The organism is Ignavibacteria bacterium (assembly GCA_017303675.1).
GTDB lineage: Bacteria > Bacteroidota > Ignavibacteria > Tepidaquicellales > OLB5 > OLB5.
The window spans coordinates 1936481-1958584 of sequence record JAFLBX010000001.1 but is presented as its reverse complement, the minus strand read 5'-3'; the positions used below and the strand labels follow the sequence as shown (position 1 = coordinate 1958584).

General features: G+C 38.9%; 19 protein-coding genes. 10 read left to right on the top strand and 9 right to left on the bottom strand.

Annotation, left to right across the window (positions count from 1 at the left end; translation table 11 throughout):
* Nucleotides 1-430 precede the first annotated feature (430 nt).
* The 5 genes from J0M37_08765 to J0M37_08745 all read right to left on the bottom strand — a co-directional run bounded on the left by J0M37_08765 (nucleotide 431) and on the right by J0M37_08745 (nucleotide 7763).
* Nucleotides 431-2215 carry a M20/M25/M40 family metallo-hydrolase gene (locus tag J0M37_08765; GenBank protein ID MBN8585175.1) on the bottom strand — a complete coding sequence of 595 codons (1785 nt, stop codon included), beginning with the start codon at nucleotides 2213-2215 and terminating at the stop codon, nucleotides 431-433.
* Nucleotides 2216-2524: 309 nt separating this feature from the next.
* A complete protein-coding gene (locus J0M37_08760; GenBank protein ID MBN8585174.1) occupies nucleotides 2525-3607 on the bottom strand; it encodes a PD40 domain-containing protein in 1083 nt (360 codons plus the stop codon).
* 117 nt (nucleotides 3608-3724) lie between these two features.
* Entirely contained in the window at nucleotides 3725-5956 is a 2232-nt protein-coding gene (locus J0M37_08755) for a bifunctional (p)ppGpp synthetase/guanosine-3',5'-bis(diphosphate) 3'-pyrophosphohydrolase (GenBank protein MBN8585173.1), read from the bottom strand.
* A 144-nt stretch (nucleotides 5957-6100) separates the two neighbouring features.
* On the bottom strand, nucleotides 6101-6739 hold the full coding sequence (upp, locus tag J0M37_08750; GenBank protein MBN8585172.1) for a uracil phosphoribosyltransferase: 639 nt from the start codon (nucleotides 6737-6739) through the stop codon (nucleotides 6101-6103).
* 7 nt (nucleotides 6740-6746) lie between these two features.
* Nucleotides 6747-7763 (bottom strand): hypothetical protein, encoded by a 1017-nt coding sequence (locus J0M37_08745; GenBank protein ID MBN8585171.1) that lies wholly within the window; start codon nucleotides 7761-7763, stop codon nucleotides 6747-6749.
* A gap of 267 nt (nucleotides 7764-8030) precedes the next feature.
* On the opposite strand from J0M37_08745, the gene aqpZ reads away from it, so the two are divergent.
* Nucleotides 8031-8711: an aquaporin Z gene (gene aqpZ / locus J0M37_08740; protein MBN8585170.1), complete on the top strand. Its 681-nt coding sequence runs from the start codon at nucleotides 8031-8033 to the stop codon at nucleotides 8709-8711.
* A gap of 200 nt (nucleotides 8712-8911) precedes the next feature.
* Here aqpZ and J0M37_08735 read toward each other — a convergent pair whose 3' ends face one another.
* A complete protein-coding gene (locus tag J0M37_08735) occupies nucleotides 8912-9286 on the bottom strand; it encodes a hypothetical protein (GenBank protein MBN8585169.1) in 375 nt (124 codons plus the stop codon).
* Nucleotides 9287-9463: 177 nt separating this feature from the next.
* Between J0M37_08735 and J0M37_08730 the strand changes: the two genes are divergently transcribed.
* The 9 genes from J0M37_08730 to J0M37_08690 all read left to right on the top strand — a co-directional run bounded on the left by J0M37_08730 (nucleotide 9464) and on the right by J0M37_08690 (nucleotide 19340).
* The gene (locus J0M37_08730) at nucleotides 9464-11908 is read left to right on the top strand and encodes a heavy metal translocating P-type ATPase metal-binding domain-containing protein (protein MBN8585168.1); all 2445 of its coding nucleotides are present in this window, start codon (nucleotides 9464-9466) and stop codon (nucleotides 11906-11908) included.
* Nucleotides 11908-12066, top strand: coding sequence for a cbb3-type cytochrome oxidase assembly protein CcoS (gene ccoS / locus J0M37_08725; GenBank protein ID MBN8585167.1), 159 nt, complete (start codon nucleotides 11908-11910; stop codon nucleotides 12064-12066). The genes J0M37_08730 and ccoS overlap by 1 nt, the downstream gene beginning before the upstream one ends.
* On the top strand, nucleotides 12066-13268 hold the full coding sequence (locus tag J0M37_08720) for an aminotransferase class I/II-fold pyridoxal phosphate-dependent enzyme (GenBank protein ID MBN8585166.1): 1203 nt from the start codon (nucleotides 12066-12068) through the stop codon (nucleotides 13266-13268). The genes ccoS and J0M37_08720 overlap by 1 nt, the downstream gene beginning before the upstream one ends.
* Nucleotides 13269-13365: 97 nt before the next feature.
* Nucleotides 13366-15501, top strand: coding sequence for a cytochrome-c oxidase, cbb3-type subunit I (gene ccoN, locus J0M37_08715; GenBank protein ID MBN8585165.1), 2136 nt, complete (start codon nucleotides 13366-13368; stop codon nucleotides 15499-15501).
* A 1-nt stretch (nucleotide 15502) separates the two neighbouring features.
* Nucleotides 15503-15709, top strand: a complete 207-nt coding sequence (locus J0M37_08710) for a hypothetical protein (protein ID MBN8585164.1) — start codon at nucleotides 15503-15505, stop codon at nucleotides 15707-15709.
* A complete protein-coding gene (locus tag J0M37_08705) occupies nucleotides 15706-16650 on the top strand; it encodes a c-type cytochrome (protein MBN8585163.1) in 945 nt (314 codons plus the stop codon). The genes J0M37_08710 and J0M37_08705 overlap by 4 nt, the downstream gene beginning before the upstream one ends.
* A 75-nt stretch (nucleotides 16651-16725) precedes the next feature.
* On the top strand, nucleotides 16726-18147 hold the full coding sequence (ccoG, locus tag J0M37_08700) for a cytochrome c oxidase accessory protein CcoG (protein ID MBN8585162.1): 1422 nt from the start codon (nucleotides 16726-16728) through the stop codon (nucleotides 18145-18147).
* 16 nt (nucleotides 18148-18163) lie between these two features.
* A complete protein-coding gene (locus tag J0M37_08695; protein ID MBN8585161.1) occupies nucleotides 18164-18595 on the top strand; it encodes a FixH family protein in 432 nt (143 codons plus the stop codon).
* Nucleotides 18596-18644: 49 nt separating this feature from the next.
* Nucleotides 18645-19340 carry a sulfite exporter TauE/SafE family protein gene (locus tag J0M37_08690; GenBank protein MBN8585160.1) on the top strand — a complete coding sequence of 232 codons (696 nt, stop codon included), beginning with the start codon at nucleotides 18645-18647 and terminating at the stop codon, nucleotides 19338-19340.
* A gap of 120 nt (nucleotides 19341-19460) precedes the next feature.
* Here the strand turns inward: J0M37_08690 and J0M37_08685 are convergent, their stop codons facing one another.
* The 3 genes from J0M37_08685 to J0M37_08675 form a co-directional block, all read right to left on the bottom strand.
* Nucleotides 19461-19958 carry a YARHG domain-containing protein gene (locus tag J0M37_08685; protein MBN8585159.1) on the bottom strand — a complete coding sequence of 166 codons (498 nt, stop codon included), beginning with the start codon at nucleotides 19956-19958 and terminating at the stop codon, nucleotides 19461-19463.
* An 89-nt stretch (nucleotides 19959-20047) separates the two neighbouring features.
* Nucleotides 20048-20956, bottom strand: coding sequence for a YARHG domain-containing protein (locus J0M37_08680; protein MBN8585158.1), 909 nt, complete (start codon nucleotides 20954-20956; stop codon nucleotides 20048-20050).
* 3 nt (nucleotides 20957-20959) lie between these two features.
* Nucleotides 20960-21649: a DUF2306 domain-containing protein gene (locus tag J0M37_08675; protein MBN8585157.1), complete on the bottom strand. Its 690-nt coding sequence runs from the start codon at nucleotides 21647-21649 to the stop codon at nucleotides 20960-20962.
* Nucleotides 21650-22104 lie beyond the last annotated feature (455 nt).

The following is a 22104-nucleotide window of genomic DNA, read 5'->3' as shown; positions in this document are numbered from 1 at the left end:
ATGAGTGTGATCCCGCCTTTGGCGGGACTGCGAAATCCCTACGGGATTTCTTGAACGCAAAAAGGCAAAAAAGAAAAGGAGCTTAAAGGCTCCTTTTTTTGTTGGGTTATAATAAATCTCCGACTAAGATTTCATTGTCATTCCCGAAAAGGCGGGAATCCAACGGAATATCTTGGATATACAGTGAATCTGTGAAATGAAATAATCTTTAATTGATAAATAAGCAAAGCAATAAATCTGCATATATATATTTGTACTTATCGTTAGCTCATAACAATCGTTAAATTTATAATTCTCGTCTAGATTCTTCACTCACTTCGTTCGCTCAGAATGACAAAAGTGAGAATTATTCGCATTAAAAAAAGACGACCCGTTATGCCGTTGAATTGGCAAGACGGATCGTCTCTACAAAAACAATATTTATTATATTTTACTTAGCGAAAGTGATCCTCACGGTTTTAGATTCAGTTCCGCGGAGATAGGTTACATCAGCTTCTTCCCCGGGCTTGAATTTAGTGAGAGCATCGGTGTAATCATATATATTTTTTATTTCATACTGACCGAGTTTTGTAATGATATCCCCAGCCATTAAACCCGCTTTTTCAGCAATGCCGCCGGCTTTCACACCGGAAAGCTCCAGGCCTTCTTTGGTGCTGGAGTAATCAGGGATAACCCCTAAAGTAACACGGAAACCCATATTGGTTTCTTTCTTCTCTTCGGCAACCTTTATGAAATCCGGTTTTACCGGCTGCGCATTAATATAATTTACGATTGAAACGACCATATTAAGTATATCGGCTTCGCCTGCGGAATTAATGTGTTCCCAATCATCGCTAGGTTTGTGGTAATCCTTATGCAAGCCGGTGAAGAAAAACAATACCGGAATATCCTTTGCATAAAAGCTGGCATGGTCACTGGGTCCGAATCCATCTTTATTATAAGCTGCGGTAAAATTATATGTTTTGTTTAATGAATCAAGAAGACCCTGCCAGATAGATGATGTGCCGGTACCGCCTATGGTAAGCTTTTTATCGGTAAGCCTGCCTACCATATCAAGATTTATCATTGAAACAATGTTGTATTTCTTCATCAGCTCGCTTTTGGTAAAGTAAGCGGAGCCTATCAAGCCGGCTTCTTCGCCGCTGAAGGTCATAAATATAACGCTGCGTTTCAGGCTCTTTTTATTATTAGCATAGTATTCAGCCAGCTCCAAAATGCCGGCTACGCCGGAGGCGTTGTCATCAGCGCCGTTGTGAATTTCAGCCGCATGGCTATCATGCAATGAACCGTATTTTAATCCGTCACCCAGATGATCCATATGCGCGCCTATCAGGATATATTCATTTTTTAATGCCGGGTCGCCGCCTTCAATCATACCGATAACATTATTTGTTTCGGCTTTGATCCTTGTGAGGTCTGTTTTTATCCGGGCGGTTTGGCCAAGCTCAAATGACTGAGGTGTACGCAGACTGTCAATTTCTTTTTGTATTTGAGAAAGTTTTTTATCCTTTAAAAATGATTCAATATAAACCCGCTTCATGTTCATAACAGGCAGCTCTATATTTTCGCCGGGTCCGGACATTCTGAGTTTTATCAGGTCCTCTTCCCCTGTTTCGGGGCCTTTAATAACTATTATTCCTGCAGCACCCTGCTCTTTTGCTGCAGCGCATTTAACGCGCAGGCGTTCATACTTGCTGAACGGGTTATCGTGGGGATTGTTGTATCCCGGTGAGAACATAAGCATAACTGCAATTTTACCTTTAAGATCAATTCCCGCATAATCATTGTAATTCAGCTCCGGCGCGTTTATGCCATAGCCCACAAAAACCATATTACCTTCTGCGGAGCCGTTTGAGCTTAGATAAACCGGTGTGAATTCCTCACCTGCTCCTTTTAAAACTTCTCCGTTACCAAAGGATACTGAGTTCCCTGTTCCGAGCTTAATTTCGCTGATATAATCAAATGGCTGCAGGTATCCTTTTTCACCGGCCGGTTTTATACCGTATTCTTCAAATTCATTGGTAATATATTCTACTGTAAGTTTGTCACCATTAGTACCCGGGAAACGGCCGGCAAGCTCATCGCTTGCGAGGTATTTGATGTGGTCTGATATCTCGCCAGATGTGATCTTCGGGTCATTATCCGATGGATTTACAAATGCCGCAAACAGAATAACCAATAATGATGCGGAAAGTAATTTTATTTTTGTGTTCATATTTTAGTATCACCCCTTCGGGGTTTTAGATTTTTGTTTTGCCGATTTGTTACAATAATTTCATCCCTTCGGGATTTTGATGTTCTATTCTTGTTTAATGTGCGACTCCTTCGGAGTCGGTTTATGGCTTTTAATTTTTTCTATAAATATGTGACCCCAAGGGGTCATGTTATAGCATTGACACAGTCAATGCACTCCAACGAAAAGCAACATTTATCGCAGAGTCCTTCTGCGAAGAGACTCTGCGGGGACTTAAAAACAGATTGCACTACAAACCGATTGAGATCCTTCGCTTCGCTCAGGATTATTTTACTCTACCCAATCACAAATAAATACATTTGTTTCACCCTGTTTTGCGTTGAAGCGGTTAGAACAGAAAACGAATTTTTTACCGCCATCGTGAAGTGAGAACATTGGGAAGCCGTCAAATGTATCGTTATATGTTATTCTTTCATTTCCGGTACCGTCCACATTAATCATATAAAGATCAAAATTCCTGCCTTTGGGATCACCCTGGTTAGAGCAGTAAATTATCCTTTTGCCATCAGGGAAAAAATACGGTCCGAAATTTGCCGCACCATTGTTTGTTACCTGGCGGATATTTGAACCATCGGCATTCATTACATAAATTTCAAGCTGCCCGGGTCTTATAAGACCTTCAGCCAGCAGGTCCTGATATTCCTTTAATTTTGCAGGATCATCGAATCTTGATGCGCGGAAAACTATCATTGTACCGTCATAGGAATAATATGCACCTCCATCGTATCCGGCTATATTTGTAAGCTGTTTCACATTTGAACCGTCAAGATTCATTGAATACAGGTCAATATCACCGTTACGGGTTGATGTAAAAATTATTTTATCACCTTTGGGTGAAATTGTAGCTTCGGCATCATATCCTTTTACATCGGTAAGCTTAACCGGGTTAGAGCCATCAACACCTGCTTTAAAAATTTCATAATCTGAATAAAGCGCCCACACATAGCCTTTGGAATGATCCGGTTTCTGGGGACACATATCGCCGCCTAAATGCGTGGAAGCGTATAATATACTTTTACCATCCGGGTAAAAGTATGAACAGGTGGTTCTGCCCTTACCTGTGCTTACGAGATGTTTCCCGGAGCCGTCTGTATTCATTATGAAGATCTGGTCGCACTCATACTCACCTGTTGACTGGAAGATAATCTTCGAGCCATCGAAGGAAAAATACGCTTCGGCATTTTCTCCGCCGTTGGTCAGCATCTGCATGTTCTTAAAATGCTTTTCCTGCGGATAGATAAGTGTATCTGAACCGGAATAATTGCCATTAAAAGCATTTGAATCATTAAAGCTCAATATCACTAAGCTTAAAATGATGAAAAATAAAGATAAAATTGTAATTTTTGTTTTCATAATTGCAAATATATTAATAATAGTAGTTACCTTTTATGATAAAAATCATAATCAGGAATTTAGAATAATTAAAATACAATATAAGACTTATTTAGTCTTATATCTATATAATTAAACTTACTCTTCAAAACGTTTTACTTCAAAAACACCTTCAATATTTTTGATCTTTTCGATAAGCTCGTTCAAATGTGTGATATTTTTAACCATAAGGATAACTGTTCCGTCAAAAAGCGAACCTTTGGAAGCAATGCTTACGCTTTTGATATTGGTGTTGCTGTAAACGGAAATTACATTCGTAATTTCATTCAGCATGCCGGGCCTGTCTTCACCGCTGATCTTTATACCTACAAAGAACTCATCTTCAACCTCTTCGGGCCACTGCACGTCAATTATTCTTTGCGGATCGGAAAGGAACAGGTTAGAAAGATTTTTACATGATTTTTTGTGAATCTTAATACCTTCTGTTTTAGATATAAATCCTATTATATCTTCACCGGGAATTGGATTGCAGCAGTTAGCGTAGCTGAAGAGCAGATCTTTTACATCGCCACCGGCAATAATCTTATTCTTAGCGCCGCGCGCCGTTTTGATATATGTTTCAAACAGGCTTTGCTCATTTTCTTTTACTTTAAGGGCTGTTGCTTTTTCAACAGGCTTAACCCAAGGTGAAACTATTTCACCGCTGATTAATTTATTACGGTCTTTAACAAGCTCATAAAGCTCATCGGTCGTAAGCCTGTTCTCTGCTAGGCTTAGATACATATGCTGCAGGCTTTCGAACTTAAGCCTTTGCAGCAGCTTTATCATTTCATCCTCAGAAAGGCTAAGCTTCATTTTCTTTAGCTTCTTAAGCCATTGTTCCCTGCCTTCTTCAATTTTCAGCCTGCGCTCATTATTAAAATATTTATGAATATCAGATTTTGCCTTATGAGTAACTACGAATTTTTCCCAGTCCTGGTGAGGTTTTTTAATTTTCGAGGTAATCACCTCGATCTGGTCTCCGCTTTTAAGCTTTGAATCAAGCGGTACAATTTTTCCGTTAACTTTAGCACCGATGCATTTATAGCCGACTTCACTGTGGATATCGAATGCAAAATCCACCGGTGTTGAATTGACCGGCAAAATTTTCAGATCGCCTTTAGGAGTGAATACATATATTTCATCCTGGTAAAGGTTCAGCTTTAAGCCTTCCATAATCTGTTTTGGTGTGGATTCCTTGGAAGTAGTATCAAAGAGCTCTCTTATCCAGGTTATCCAGTCTTCCATCTGTCTGTCATTGGTGCTGATATTTTCCTTATACTTCCAGTGGGCTGCAACACCTTTTTCAGCAACTTCGTGCATATCACGTGTGCGGATCTGCACCTCAACCATTTTACCTTCGGGTCCGATAAGCGTTGTATGAATTGACTGGTAGCCGTTCTGTTTGGGAAGCGAGATATAATCTTTAAATCTTTCCGGCACGGGAATGTAAATTTCGCTAGCGATGCCGTAGGCAGTAAAGCAGTCATTTCTTTCCTCGGTATCCAGTATAATCCTGACCGCAAAGAGGTCATATATTTCTTCAAATGATTTGCCGCGGGATATCATTTTTTTAGCTATGCTGTAAAGATGTTTAGCCCTGCCTGATATTTCATACTTAAAACCTTCTTTATCAAGCTCAGCTTTTATAGGCTGTATGAACTTATTTACATAGTTCTCGCGTTCACGTTTTTTTGCAATTACTTTTTTTGAGATTTCCTTATAGAACTGGCGGTCAAGATATTTAAACGCCATATCTTCAAATTCCGTTTTAACCCTGCTTAAACCAAGCCTGTGCGCCAGCGGCGCATAGATCTCCATAGTCTCACGCGCCATTCTAACCTGGCGCTCGGGATTCAAGTATTCAAGTGTCTTCATGTTGTGGAGCCTATCAGCGAACTTAACAAGAATTACACGGATATCATTTGACATGGAAAGCAGCATCTTTCGGTAATTCTCCACCTGCTTGGCTTCGTAATTTTCGAACATACCTTCAATCTTGGTAGCGCCGTCAACAATATCAGCGATAGTTTCGCCGAACTCTGCTTTAACATCTTCATAAGTGAACTTGGTATCTTCTACCACATCATGCAGAAGTGCTGAGGCGACCGTTATATCATCGAGTGGAATTTCTTTTGCTACAATTGAGGCAACTTCGTAGGGATGAATAATAAAAGGCTCGCCTGAGGCGCGTTTATCCTGTTTATGCGCGTTAAGGCTGAACTTAAAAGCATCAGTTATGAGCTTTTCGTTAAATTCGCCAATATTCCTCCTGCATAATGCCAGCAGATCATCGAGCTTTTTTTTATATAGTGTGCTTAACAAATCAATTTAATATTAGAAATCGTGATTTAATAATGCAGGATTACAATAAAATTTTCAAAAAAACAGGGGCTATAGAGCCCCTTAGAATTTTCCGGCTCCTGCCGTTTGAATCTGAAACGGTATAGCGGAATAATAAATTCCGGTTAAATATCACAGCGTTCCGAATAATCTATCGCCGGCATCACCGAGTCCGGGTACGATGTAGCCTTTATTATTGAGCCTCTTATCAATTGCGCAGGTGAAAATTTTAATATCCTTGTGATACTTCTGCACTTCTTTTATACCTTCAGGAGCAGCTACCAGGCATGCTGCAACGATCTTTCCGGCACCGGTTTTTTTTGCTTCATCAATTGCGCTACACATACTTCCGCCTGTTGCCAGCATGGGGTCTAATATATATATAATAGAATTCTTTTTATCTCTTAGGCGGGGAAATTTAAAATAATACCTTATAGGCTGCAGCGTAACTTCGTTACGGAAAACGCCGAGGTGGCTTATCCTGGCTTCCGGGAAAATTGACGAGAAGCCGGTCATTAATCCTAAACCCGCCCTTAAGATGGGCATTAGCACGATCTCATCTTTTATCACAGAGCCGTTATACGGCGCAAGCGGTGTTTTTATCTTTCGCGATTTTAAGCCAAGCTCTTTACCTGCTTCGTAGGCAAGCAGTACTGAGAGTTTATCAACATATTGTCTGAACTCAAAATAAGAAGTATTTTTATCTCTTATTTTAGTTATATAACTCTTAACAAGCGGGTGAGAAAGCTCAATTAGGTTTTTATAAGCCATGGGTTTTTTAATTCATCAATGTTACAATAAACGTAGTGCTTATGCCCTGTGATGAATTTGCTGATTGTCCCTGGGCAGAAAGCTTCATATCTATTTTAACATTAACAGTTGATTCTTTTTTCTGTACACAGCCCCTGCTTAAGTTAAATTCTATCTTTCCTGAACCGGAAGCTTCGGATTTTTCGATCTTAACGGTCATACCCTGCTCTTTTACTTCCTTGTTCTTGAATTCTATTACAAGCTGCCCGTCAATAATTGCAACTTTTTGACCGTTTCTGTCTTCAACGGCTTTGAGTGTGTATTTTTCATTGGATTTTGTTTCGAACACCATCATAGGTACATCGCTTGTGCGGGTCCAGCTTGAATCAATCGGCATCGTTGGTGTTGGGAATTCCACCATCTCTTTTTGCAGCAGCTCTTTAATGGTTTCACTGAATGACTGTTTAAGCTGTTCTTTTTCGGCTTCTTTAAGTGTATCGCCAAGTGCCTTAAAGATATTACCGTAAACAGTTTCCATTCCGTACAGTTCTGTAATTTTGCCTGAATTATTAACTCTCAAATAGAAAGGTGTACCGATAATTGAGTTGTATGGAATAACTTCCGGGCTCTGTTTGTTGCTATCGTTAATGTTGGAGTTATATATCCTGCTCTGGTCACCCATCTTTGATAAAATATTGATGGAATCAAAATTTATCTTATAGCTGATAATACCGCTCTGCTCTACGTTATCAACTTCTTTGGAATAATAATAATTGATGGAGTTTTCTATATTCACTTCTTTATCTTCGGTAGCAGGTGATTTTTCTGAGCTGGTATTTTTCTGCTCTAACTTATAATAGAATTTATCACCCTTTTTAACGAGATATTTAAGTGTAACAACATCTTTGCCGGTAATACTGTCTTTTTTTACAAATTCTGTATTATTATTTCCGTCAGTTTTTTTATCGTCTTTTTTTTCACCGCATCCGTAAACATAAATAAATAAAGCAGCAAGAATAAAGTTCAGGATAAAATATTTACGCATTATATGCCTTTCCAGTATTAAAATGCGCCATTCCCAGCGGATATGACGCCTCTGTTTTTATTATAATCTGCAAATATACCCAAAATTAGAAGGAGTTTCAAAGTAAAAGCGAAATAGTGAAATAGTGAAATAGCGAAATAGTGAAATGGTGGAATGGTTAAATTTCAAGACAAAGAACTAATTGTGATATTTCATAGTGAATCGAAATAAATTGAATAAAGTTATAAATAACCATAAATTTGCGTTAAGTTAAACATATTATATATCATGAAAAAACTTTTAGCAGAATTTATCGGAACTTTCTGGCTCGTACTTGGGGGCTGCGGAAGCGCTGTATTGGCAGCTGCATTTCCTGAAGTTGGTATTGGCCTTGCCGGCGTTTCACTAGCTTTCGGGCTTACAGTTTTAACAATAGCATATTCATTGGGTCATATTTCAGGATCTCATTTGAATCCCGCGGTTTCAATAGGTCTATGGATCGGCGGAAGGTTCAGCGCCAAGGAGCTGTTACCTTATATATTAGTACAGATCCTTGGAGCAATTGCTGCTGCCGGAGTTTTGTACATAATTGCAACCGGTAATGGCAGCCAGATAGGCGGCTTTGCAGCAAACGGATATGGTGAGCACTCTCCGGGAAAGTATAATATGATGAGCGGATTTGTATGCGAAGTTGTAATGACTTTTATGTTCCTTATCATCATACTTGGCGCTACGGATGAACGCGCTCCAAAAGGTTTTGCAGGTATTGCAATTGGGCTGGGATTAACTTTGGTTCATCTAATAAGTATTCCTGTCACAAATACATCTGTGAATCCAGCCAGAAGTATTAGCCAGGCATTATTTGTCGGCGGCTGGGCAATTGAACAGTTGTGGATGTTCGTAGCAGCGCCTGTTATAGGGGCAATTCTTGCAGGTGTTGTGTATAAGATTATGGGCGCTAAGGATTAATTTACTTTAAGTTTTTTAGTTATATCTAATGGCTGTCTCAAAACGTTAAATTCTTTTGGGATAGCCATTTTTTTTGTTATTTGTAGGAGGGGTTTGTTGTGTGCTTCGATTCACTGCCTACGCCAAGGCTTCGGCAGTCAAGCGCTCAGCACTACATAATTTGAGTTCGCAAAGTGCAGTACAAATCATTATTGGCTGGTTTATTTTGGATATCTACGGAGTGAGAGCTGCCCGGTTATTAGCACACTATCATTTACCACGATCCAATCCTTATGGCTTTTAGTTTCAGGACTTGATTTGATCACATTAAAATAAATTTGCAGGCTGTCACCTTTTTCCTGCACAACTTCAAAAGTACCTTCTTCTGAAATGGGAGGGTAACCTTTCATTGTATAATTCCTGCCGTTAAATTCATATTCAAGGAACCATGAATGCATATCAGTTGAGTCACCAATGTTCCCGGAAGCAGACCACTTACCCTGCAGTTTAGGGTTACTTGTGCAGGAAGAAAAAACAAAAACCAAAACAGTTGTTAATACTGCACTTAAAGAATACTTAAAAAGTTTATAATTCATAAATAAATATAACAAAATCTTAATCTATTATTCAGTGAAAACATAAAAATAAATTGTCTTTAGTCAAAAATATCATTTAAACAGCAATAATTCTCTATAAAAATGATAAAAATCATACTTTCCGTTGACACAAATCATATTAATATATGACTATTCAGCCTAATTTTGTAACAGAATATGCAGATTTCAGAAGTAGTAAACCTAAAGGAAGGGACTCTCTGCTATCACTGCGGTGATATTTGCAATAAGGGTCTGGATATTCGAAGCGGTGACAAGATCTTTTGCTGTACGGGTTGCAAAACAGTATATGAAATACTGAATGAAAACAACCTGTGCAAATACTATGACCTTGATAAAACACCCGGAATATCCCAAAAGAAGCTTGATAGTGCGGCAGGCTCCAGGTACTCATATCTTGATGACCCCGGCGTAGTTAAACAGCTTACCAATTTTACAGAAGGAAATATTTCTCTCTGCACATTTACTATTCCCCAGGTTCACTGCTCTTCCTGTATTTGGCTTCTTGAAAAGCTATACAAGCTTAACAGCGGGATTCTTCATTCTGAAGTGAATTTTGTCCAGAAAACAGTAAGAATAAAATTCAAAAACAGCGAAGTATCACTCAGACAGATAGTTGAGCTACTTGTATCAATTGGATACGAACCTCAGATAAGCCTTGATGATATCGAAAATAAAATAAAATACCGTTCCAATAAGAGTTTATATTACAAAATTGGCGTAGCCGGATTCTGTTTCGGCAACATAATGTTACTAAGCTTTCCTGAATACCTGGCTCCTGTAGGTTCTCTCGAGCATACATTCAGGCAGTTTTTCGGGCTTCTGAACCTGGTATTAGGCGCACCTGTGCTTTTTTATTCTGCGAGCGACTACTTCAAATCAGCATGGAGCGGAATAAAACAACGAAGTATAAATATTGATTTCCCGATAGTTCTGGGACTTGTTGTTTTATTCATCAGAAGCTCCTTTGAAATTATCACAAATACCGGTGTTGGGTTTATTGACTCAATGACAGGCCTTATATTTTTCCTTTTGCTGGGAAAAATATTCCAGGCTAAAACATATGATGCCCTTAACTTTGAAAGAAACTACAAATCATACTTTCCCGTATCTGTAACAGTTAGAAGATCAGGCAAAGAAACAAGCATTCCTGTAACAGCACTTAAACAGGGTGACAGGATACTCATCAGGAATAATGAGCTAATTCCCGCCGATGCGATTATGTTCAACGGCAATGCAAACCTGGATTACAGCTTTGTAACAGGTGAATCAATTCCGGTTCCAAAAGTAGCCGGAGAAATTGTTTATGCAGGCGGCAGGCAGATTGGAAGCGCTATTGAGCTTGAGGTTATAAGGACAGTTTCGCAAAGCTACCTTACACAGCTTTGGAACAAAGATACATTTGTTAAAAAAGATGAGGATAAGTTTAATTCACTGGTTAATATAGTTGGCAAATTCTTTACAGTTATAATTTTACTGGTTGCAGCAGCTGCATTTTTGTACTGGTACCCTGTGAGCTTAAGAACAGCCATTAATGCATTTACAGCTGTTTTAATAATAGCCTGTCCATGCGGGATTGCACTTACAAATCCGTTCGCACTTGGCAATGCAATAAGGATACTTGGAAGAAATAAATTTTACGCAAAGAATGCTTCTGTGGTTGAGCGCATTTCAAAAATTGATACTATTGTTTTCGATAAAACAGGTACAATTACTCAAACTGGTGATGCGGATATAACTTTTAACGGCAATGTACTGACTGCACAGGAACAAAAACTGGTAAAATCTCTTGTAAGGAACTCAACACATCCATTAAGCAGCAGGATATATGCAGCAATTCAGGCTGATGATATTCCCTATTGCAGCACATTTAAAGAGCTTTCAGGCAAAGGAATTGAAGCGGTTATAGAAGGCAATAATGTTAAGCTGGGCAGCGCTTTATTTGCAGCAGATAACAATAAAATACTGCTTAACAATGATAATACTGCTTCAAAACTTGATTCAAGGATATTCCTTTCAATAAACGGTTCGATCAAAGGATTTTTCTCTATAAATAATATATACAGAACCGGGCTTGAAAACATTATTACTTCGCTGAAAGATAAATTCAGGCTTGCTGTGCTTTCAGGAGATAACGAAGGAGAGAAAGAAAATCTTCAGAAATATTTCGGACAGGAAGGCAGAATAAGGTTCAATCAAACGCCTGCAGATAAGCTTGAGTATATAAAAGATCTTCAAAACTCAGGTCACAGGGTTCTTATGATTGGCGACGGTTTAAATGACGCCGGCGCCCTTAAGCAAAGTGATGTTGGCATTGCCATCTCGGAAGATATTACGAATTTTTCGCCGGCATGTGATGCTATTCTTGATGCAGGTGAGTTCAGCAGGCTGAACAAAATCATAGGCTTCACTAAAACCACAAAAAAGATAATAATTATAAGCTTTATAATTTCTGTAATATATAACATTGCGGGGGTTACTCTGGCTTTTCAGTCAGAAATTTCACCGCTGCTTGCTGCAATATTAATGCCGGCAAGCTCAATAACAGTAGTTTTATTCACAGTACTTTCAACTAACCTTATGGCTAAAAAGAGAGGTTTATAATGAGTGTAATAGTAATACTTGTATTTTTCAGTGTATTGGTAGCCGGGGGATTTTTGATCGCTTTCTTATGGGCTGTCAGATCAGGACAATATGAAGACAGGTATACTCCTTCAGTACGTATTTTATTTGATGATGAAACGGATGGTGTAAACAAATAATGAAAAAATTCGACCCAAGCACCAGCATACATGATTACCTTGTATTCGGAGAGTTCGGCGATGTGAACCCGAGCATAACTGATTCATCAACTTTCACGTTCTTAAGCCCCAAAACTATGGCAGAATCTTTCCAGCATGAAATGGAAGGCTGCTTCCTTTATTCAAGGCACTGGAACCCGATAAATAAATTCCTTTCAAATGCGCTTGCCAGGCTGGAAGACGCCGAAGCTGCGCAGGTAACATCTTCAGGAATGGCTGCAATAAGCTCAACAGTGCTGCAGATATGCAGCTCCGGCGATGAAATTGTATCTGAAAGAACAATTTACGGAGGTACATATGCGTTCTTTAAGAATTTTTTGCCGAAACTTGGCATTACGGTAAAGTTTGTAGATATGCAAAAACCTGAAATGGTTGAGCTTGCTGTTACCGAAAAGACCAAAATGATATATGCTGAATCAATCAGCAATCCTTTACTTGAAATAACAGATATACCTGCAATCAGCAAAATAGCCAAAGAACACAATATAAAGCTGGTAGTTGATAACACTTTCAGCCCGATGGTAATATCTCCCCTGCACCTTGGGGCGGATATTGTGATACACAGTATGACCAAATATATAAACGGGTCAAGCGACTGTGTTGCAGGATGTATTTGTTCCAGTGCTGAGTTTATAAACAGCTTAACTGACGTGAATTCAGGCGCAACTATGCTGCTTGGTCCGGTTCTTGATAGCCTGCGAGCTGCAAGTATTTTAAAAAACCTTCATACACTGCATATCAGGATGAAAAAACACGGTGAGAATGCTTTATTTCTTGCTGAAGAATTTGAAAAGCTGGGACTGAAGGTCTATTACCCCGGTTTAAAAAACAGCAGGCATTTTAATCTGATTGAACAGATAAGAAATGAAGGATTTGGTTACAGCGGAATGATAGCTGTTGATGTAGGAACCTATGAGAATGCATCAGCTTTGCTGGAAAAAATGCAGCAGGAAAAAGTTGGATATCTGGCAGTAAGCCTTGGATACTTTAAAACCCTTTTCAGCTCACCCGGTCACAGCACATCATCAGAAATACCGGAAGATGAGCAGAAAGAAATGGGGCTTTCGGAAGGGCTGGTAAGGTTTTCTATCGGTCTTGACGGCGATATTAAGCTTGCATATGACAGAATAGTAAAGTGCATGAAAGAAATCGGCATTATATAATTTTCACCTGTGAGATAGCTCTTTGAGAGTCTCATATTAATAAGTATAAAAACCTAATAAACGAACTAAACTTAATTCAAAAAGGAGATTCCATATCATGGAAATGGAAAAGTTCAGTTATGATAATCGGATAGTCCGCAATTTTGCGCTCGCCACAATGGTATGGGGCGTAGTTGGCATGCTTGTAGGATTACTGATAGCATTTCAGATCTATCTGCCGGTCTTGAACTTCGGCCTGCCATATACAACATTCAGCCGCTTAAGACCGTTACACACAAACGCAGTGATATTCGCCTTCGTAGGAAACGCGATATTCATGGGCGTTTATTATTCAATGCAAAGAATAACCAAAGCCAGAATGTTCAGCGACCTGCTGAGCAAGATACATTTCTGGGGCTGGCAATCGATAATTTTATGTGCAGCACTAACACTTCCTTTAGGTATTACCACAAGCAAGGAATATGCTGAACTGGAATGGCCAATTGATATCCTGATCGCACTCGTGTGGGTGGTTTTTGCCATCAACATGTTCGGGACAATTGCCAAACGCCGTGAGAAGCATATGTATGTTGCTATCTGGTTCTACATAGCGACCATTGTCACCGTCGCAGTGCTGCACATAGTTAATTCTATAGAAATTCCTGTAAACTTTTTGAAAAGCTATTCGGTTTATGCAGGAGTCCAAGACGCTTTAGTACAGTGGTGGTACGGACATAACGCAGTTGCGTTCTTTTTAACAACACCGTTCTTAGGCTTGATGTATTACTACCTGCCAAAGGCAGCAGGAAGGCCGGTTTATTCATACAAGCTTTCCATAGTTCATTTCTGGTCTTTGATATTTATTTATATCTGGGCCGGTCCGCATCATTTATTATATACAGCCCTGCCTGACTGGGCACAATCACTCGGCACAGTGTTTTCAGTTATGCTAATAGCACCTTCATGGGGCGGTATGATAAACGGTCTGTTAACACTTAGAGGTGCATGGGATAAAGTACGTGAAGACCCAATATTAAAATTCATGGTGGTTGCTGTTACAGCTTACGGTATGGCAACATTTGAAGGACCGATGCTTTCACTTAAGAATGTTAACGCTATAGCTCATTATACTGACTGGATCGTAGCACACGTTCACGTTGGCGCACTTGGCTGGAACGGATTTTTAACATTCGGTATTTTATACTGGCTCATACCAAGGATCTATAAAACTGACCTGTACTCAAAAAAACTTGCCAATATTCATTTCTGGATAGGAACCCTTGGAATAGTATTTTATGCAGTACCAATGTACTGGTCAGGTATCACACAGTCATTAATGTGGAAACAGTTCACACCGGAAGGCATTCTTCAGTATCCTAACTTCCTTGAAACTGTTACAAACTTAATACCATTATACGCTATCCGTTCAGTCGGCGGAACAATGTATTTTGTTGGAGTTATTATTGGCGTATACAACCTGGTTAAAACAATTAAAACAGGAACATTATTCGCAGAAGAACCTGCAGAAGCTCCGGCAAGAGTGCTGAACACTGCTGAGCCCGGTGAAACCAAACACAGGTGGCTTGAAAGAAAGCCCATTCAGTTCGCATTATTAGCAACTGTTCTTGTATTGATTGGCGGTTTAATTGAAATAATACCGACTTTCCTTGTAAAATCAAACATTCCTACCATATCAAGCGTAAAGCCTTACACTCCGCTTGAGCTGCAGGGTCGTGATCTGTATATCAGAGAAGGCTGCAATAACTGCCATTCACAGATGATTAGGCCATTCCGCAGTGAAACGGAAAGATACGGCGAATATTCAAAAGCAGGCGAGTATGTTTATGACCATCCGTTCTTATGGGGCTCCAAACGAACAGGACCCGACCTCCACAGGGAAGGAAAGAAATATCCAAACATATGGCATTACCTGCATATGCAGAACCCGCAGCAGATATCACCGGGTTCATTAATGCCTGTGTATGACTGGCTGCTTGATAACGATCTTGATATTTCAACAACAGAAGATAAGATAAACGCATTAAGATCAATCGGTGTGCCCTACCCTGCCGGATATGAAAAAATTGCCAACGATGAGCTGATGAAGCAGGCACAGGAAATTACTGCAGACCTTCAGAAGAACGGGGCTCCCGTTACGCCTGAAAAAGAAATAGTCGCTTTAATTGCTTACCTGCAAAGATTAGGAACTGATATCAAAGGCAACAATACAGCCGATATGAAGGAGGTTAAATAAAATGTATAAACAGGTACTTCAAAGTATTTCAGGAATAGAAATATACCCGGAAATATCTTTAATTATATTTTTTGTTTTCTTCCTGGGAGTAATAGTATGGAGCTTTACCAGAAGTAAAAAATATATCAGCAGGATGGAAAATATTCCCCTTGAAGATGATACAGATACCGAAAACGGGCATAATTTAAATGCAGGAGGTGTAAAATGAATAATTTCCTTATTAAAATATCCGCTATTTGCGCAATGCTGTTTATTAATGCGGGAATTTTTGCACAGGCAACTACAGGACACAATGACGGAATGAATGAATATTCAAAGCTGGCCGGCGCAATGGTATTTTTGCTTGTTGCCTTCCTGTTCATTCTGTTCTTCATTCTTTCAGCCCCAAAATACAATTACTCCGCTGAAAGAAGAAAAGAAAGATATTCATTCCTTGCAAAAATATCAGCCGTTCTTAACCGCGGCGTGCCAATAGAAAAAGAAAAAGATATCATGCTTGACCATGATTTTGACGGTATCAAAGAGCTTAACAATACCGTTCCGCCATGGTTCAACCTGTTATTCTATGGTACAATTGTGATCGCTATTGTATATATGATTGATTACCATGTATTAGGCTCAGGTAATGTAATGGTTGATGAATATTTGAACGAAGTTAAGATAGCCAATGATAAACGTGAAGAGCTTATCAGGACAGGCGCATTTATTAATGCTGATAATGTGACTTTAGTTACTGATGCTGCTGAGCTTGAAAAAGGCAAACAGATATGGACAGTTAACTGCACTCCATGCCACGGACCCGATGGCGGCGGAACAGTGGGTCCGAACCTGACTGACCAGAACTGGATACACGGCGGCGGTATAAAAAATGTATTCACAACCGTATCCAACGGAGTACCGGCAAAAGGTATGATAGCATGGAAAACATTGTTAACACCAAAACAGATCCAGCAGGTAAGCAGTTATGTATTGAGCCTCCAGGGTACAAAACCGGCAAACGGCAAGCCGCCCGAAGGCAATATATGGGTGGATTCAGTTAAAACCACAGGTAATGACTCAAAGAAGGTCACAGACAGCAGTAAGGTTAAAACTGATTCTGTAAAGATGAAAACAGACACCAGCAAAATTAAAAAAGATACGATCAAGTAACATATTATTTAAAATCCCTGCTGCAATCTCATCCTGCAGCAGGGAAAATTTAACCCAGGGCAGCGGTTCAATTTTATGCATAAGATAAGTTCAAATACTATAACAGATACAGACTCTTTCAGGGATCATCTAGGAATTATTACAGACGACGGTAAACGAAAGAACATTTACCCCAAAAAGCCAAAGGGCAGATTTTATAATGCACGCACCATATTCAGTATAATTCTGCTGGCATTTTTGTTCGGTATGCCTTTGATAAGAATTGATGGCCATCCGTTCATGATGCTTAATATTGTAGACCGTAAATTTATTCTTTTCGGGCAGGCTTTTGGCACCCATGATTTTTTTATATTAGCCCTGGGGTTTATTGCAATTGTTGTATCAATAATATTATTCACAGCGGTTTTCGGAAGGGTATTTTGCGGCTGGGCTTGTCCCCAGACGGTTTTCCTGGAAATGGTCTTCAGGAAAATCGAATTCCTCTTTGAAGGCGATTATATCAAACAGAAGAACCTGAATGCTGCTCCGTGGTCTGCTTCCAAGATATTTAAGAAAGTAACAAAGTGGGGAATATTTTTTGCGCTTTCTGTACTTATAGCTAATACATTCCTGGCATGGATAATCGGGCTTGATGACCTTGTTAAGATCATTACGGAACCGGTTTCTATGCACCTTGGCGGTTTTATAGCTATGCTGATATTTTCAGGAGTATTTTATTTTATATTCGTTTATTTCAGAGAATATGCCTGCATTTATGTTTGCCCATACGGCAGGCTGCAGGGGGTTTTGCTTGATAAAAACACTACCGTAATTGCATATGACTATGTAAGGGGTGAACCCAGGGGTAAGATACATAAAGGTGAAGAAAGAACAAACGGCGACTGTATAGACTGCAAAGAATGTATGGCAGTTTGCCCTACGGCAATAGATATAAGGAACGGCACTCAGCTTGAATGTGTTAACTGTACTGCATGTATCGATTCATGTGACAGTATTATGGATAAGATCGGCAAACCCAGAGGCTTGATTAGATTTGCTTCGGAGAACAATATAAGGAACAAGACAAAATTCAAAGTAACTGCAAGGGTTATTGCTTACTCCGCTGTTCTTGTTATTTTATTGGGAGTGCTAACATACCTGGTATCCACAAGGAAGCCTATAGATGTAACAATATTAAGAGCGCCGGGAATGATATTCCAGGAACAGCCTGATAACAAGATAAGTAATCTTTATACCATGAAGCTTACGAATAAAACCTTTAATGAAGTACCCGTAACCCTAAAGCTTGAAAACCGTGAAGGCGAGCTTAAAGTAATAGGTAATGATATAAAAGTAGGCTCCAATGACGTATCAGAAACGAAGTTTCTTGTTCTGTTACCGAAAGAAAAGCTGACAACCATGAACATACCTCTTGAAATAGGGCTTTACAGAGAAAATGAAAGATTCGCGCTGGTAAAAATTAACTTTTTAGGACCCGCTCCGCAAAAACAGAATTGAAAGGATAAATAATAATATGAACTGGGGAAAAGGAATAATTGCAGTATTTGTGGTTTTTGTGATTGGCATAGGAATACTTGTTTACAAATCCATGACAAAAAATATTGACCTGGTAACATCAAATTATTATGAAAAAGAGCTGAAATACCAGGAACAGATAGATAAGATAAACAATACAAACTCACTGGCAGAAAAAGTAAAGTTTGAATATAACGGGACTGTTTTAGTTATAACATATCCGCAAACAAATGATAAATTAACCGGCGAGATATCATTTTATAAACCTTCTGACGCTAAAGAAGATTTTAAATTGAATGTTGAGCCGGCTGCTGATAATAAGCAGGTATTGAGCACTGAAAAACTGCCTAAAGGTTTATGGAAAGTTCAGGTAAACTGGGCTATGAGCGGTAAGGATTATTTCAGTGAAGAAAAAATTATGATACAGTAACTCTATTTAGTTTCCCAAACATGAGTTTGGGAAACTAAATTGAAAAATAATAGATATGGAATTATTAACAGGTTTTTTGGTAGGTTTGCTTGGAAGCTTCCATTGTATCGGGATGTGCGGTCCAATTGCAATAGCATTGCCTAAAACCAATAACCCGTTCATTTCAAGGCTAATTTATAATTTCGGCAGAATTATAACTTACTCAATGCTTGGCCTTCTTTTCGGTCTGCTTGGCTCAAGACTAGAAATGTTTGGCTTGCAGCAAATAATATCCATTTCTTTGGGTATCCTGATAATAATTACTGTACTTACTCCCCTTTCATACAGAATTAAGTTATCAAACAGGCTTGGGATTTACAAACCTGTAGGAATACTTAAGATGTATTTCGGCAGAATGCTGAAAAGCCACACAATGGCTTCTATGCTTGTAATCGGGATGCTTAACGGTTTGTTACCATGCGGTTTTGTTTATATCGGAATAACCGGCACAATTGCCGTCGGGAACACTCTGAACGGAATGTTATTTATGACGATGTTCGGGCTTGGCACTTTGCCTGTAATGCTGGGCACATCACTTATAGGAAGCGCTGTTAATATCGGTATAAGACGGAAACTGACAAAACTGCTTCCTGCATTTTCAGTTGTACTTGCAATAATATTTATCCTTCGCGGGTTAAATTTAGGAATTCCTTATATTAGTCCGAAGCTTGAGCATAAGCCGGATACCGAAGTTATATGCCATTGAAGATGTTCATCTCAAAAATCCCCATTGTTGATTAAAGCATTCGAGCAGCAATTGAATTATCTTTACCTCACTGCTAATTGAACTCATCCTCCCCCTTTGCAAGGGGGAATTTTAGAAATGTTACCTGCTGTAATCGTTATTACCTAGTCGGCTTTCATATCGTTTAATAAGCTCGATATTCTTCTTTTCAACATCACTCAGCATACCATCAACATTTTCAAACCTGGGAACGTACCATTTTTCATACATAAAATAATTCCGCATTTCTTCTTTTTTAAAGATATAGCCGTGCCGTGCAAAAATTTCATTGCGCATTATTTTAAGCTCCCATCCGGTCAGATTGCTGAGGTCATCGGCTGTAAGCAGCCTCTCTGAGGCTTGTGGATAGATGCTGGAATTACCCGCAGATGAGTTATCACCCGTCACATCGGTAGCATTTGATGAGCCTTCCGAGCGCTTCTTCATTTCAAGCTCTTTTTCCTTAAGCTGAAGCTCTTTTTCTTTGAGTTCAAGCTCCTTTTTTTTAATATCGTTATCAGTGTTTGAATTCTCGCTTTTAGAGCAGATCGCTCCTATAAATGCCAGAGCAATAAATGGTATTATTATTAGTTTTTTCATTTTAAATTATTTTGATGAGATTGCTTAGTCGCTTTCGCCCCTCGCAAATTTATTTATTAAAATTATTAATTGATAATTGTTATTTGCATTTATCTTCCGTATTCATCGTAATATTTTTCAGCATGTTCTTCGAAGCGTTTTATCAGGTCAATATTTTTCTTTTCAAGCTCAGTAAGCTCATTGCGTACATCAGTTGAAACCGGCATGTACCAGGGCACGAACCTGTCAAAAATGAATCTAACCCTGCGGTTCTTAAAGGAATATCCATGGCGCGCATAGATTGCATTTCTTATAATTTCGAGGTCACCTTTATACAGATTCTGCAGGTCTTCTTTTTTCAGCTCTGAAACAGAGCCGTTATACTTGGTCACTTCTGAAGTTAAAGATTCAATTCTATCAGGAAATTTCGGGTCAGAGCCATACAGCTCAGCCCACTGAATATTTTCAGGCAGGTTGTGCTGCGGGTCATAAGCAAAATCCTTTTTTTCAAGATTATATTCCCTGACCCTTACCGGCAATTTTTTATCATTCGCTGACCATGTTCCTTTTAAGTATATTTCATTGGTGTTTTTGGAGTCAATAACAGTTGTAAAGCTAAACTTACCGTCATACTTATCGTCACCGGGTTCAATTACTTCAGCTTTATAATTTTCGCCTTCTTTGGTAAACTTTCCTTTAAACGGGCGGCTGTTGCCTGCCACTACGCTTCTTCCGTACATTGTATCACCTGAAAGTGAATCTATAAATATTGTGATACGGTTCTCATAAACATAATCTTTTGTATCATCAAATTCCTTTGCAGCAAAGCCGCCGGTGTAAGAACCGATCACCGGTAATTTACCGGACTTTTGTTCAGTCTTGTTTTCTGTAGAAGTGGTTTTTTGCTGTTCAGATGTATTGCCTGAAGTGGTGTTATTTTTCTGCTCATTATTTACATCCTGTTTTTTACCGCAGGAAGACATGATAAATAAAAGCAATATTAAAGTTATTAATTTCATTGGTTATTTACGTTTTAGTTTTATGATTTTTCGTATTATCAATTCAGCAATAATCAGATTTGGTATCCAGCCAAGCCAGGCTACAACCTGGTAAACATCCATTGGTCTGGGTTCAAACAGGAAAACGAGGAGGTATTTCCATGCCCTGAGTGTTATAGCGGAAAGTGTAAGAGCAAATGAGCGGATCAAAAATTCACGGTGAGCTTTATAATCACCCTGAATTGCTTTAACTACAGCTATAATTGTGAATACTATCCATAATATTGCAAGCAACACAAAAGATACCTGTGAGATCAAGCCGCCGTTTGCATAAATACCCATATAGAGTCCTGATGGACCTGCAAGCAGTATTAAAACAGCAGCGTATAACCAACCGGTATATTTATGAACCTGAGGGTAGCTTCGCCTGATATATACAGAAAATTGTGTGAATCCGGCAGGTAAAACTAACATTGCCGTATATACATGAGTAAAAAATGCAAGCTTGTAGAAAGGAATATCGATAACATCCTGTTTAATCCTCAGAAAAGCAACATCTGTATTGTATGGAATGTACTGAAGGGTAATTTTTAAGAGCAAATAAGAAAAAAACGAGTAAATTATCAATAATAATATATAAAATATATTATTAAATGTTAATTTTAAAAAGCGGTTTTGCTTAAATATTAAAAATTGATCCGGAAAATACTGCATTTTATCATAATATTTACACTAATATACCAATACGTTTAAATCAACACAAGAGCGGTGAAAAGGTGTAAAACGATAAAAATCATATTTTAGCTTGATGACCGTCATTTTTAGGGATAACTGCAAATATTATCTTTGTAACGGTACTTATTGAGGGCTGCTCCTCGGTAAGGATGGATGAAGGTGGCATTGAGCCATTCAAACAAGGCGGAGGGGACTCCGCTTTGTGTTTATATGGATTATAATTTGTATTTATAAAAAACGATCGTGAAGGTCGTCTTTTTTTTTATTATATCGACTATATTGCTTCCGTATCCGCTGTAAAAAGCACTATTGAAAATATTATTTTAGATACCCGCTTTCGCCGGTATGACAAGCGGATATACAAAAACCAAAAGAGTTCGTCCCCCTTCTAAGGTGAAATTTAGAGTCGATATTGCAGGAAAGTAAATAAATAA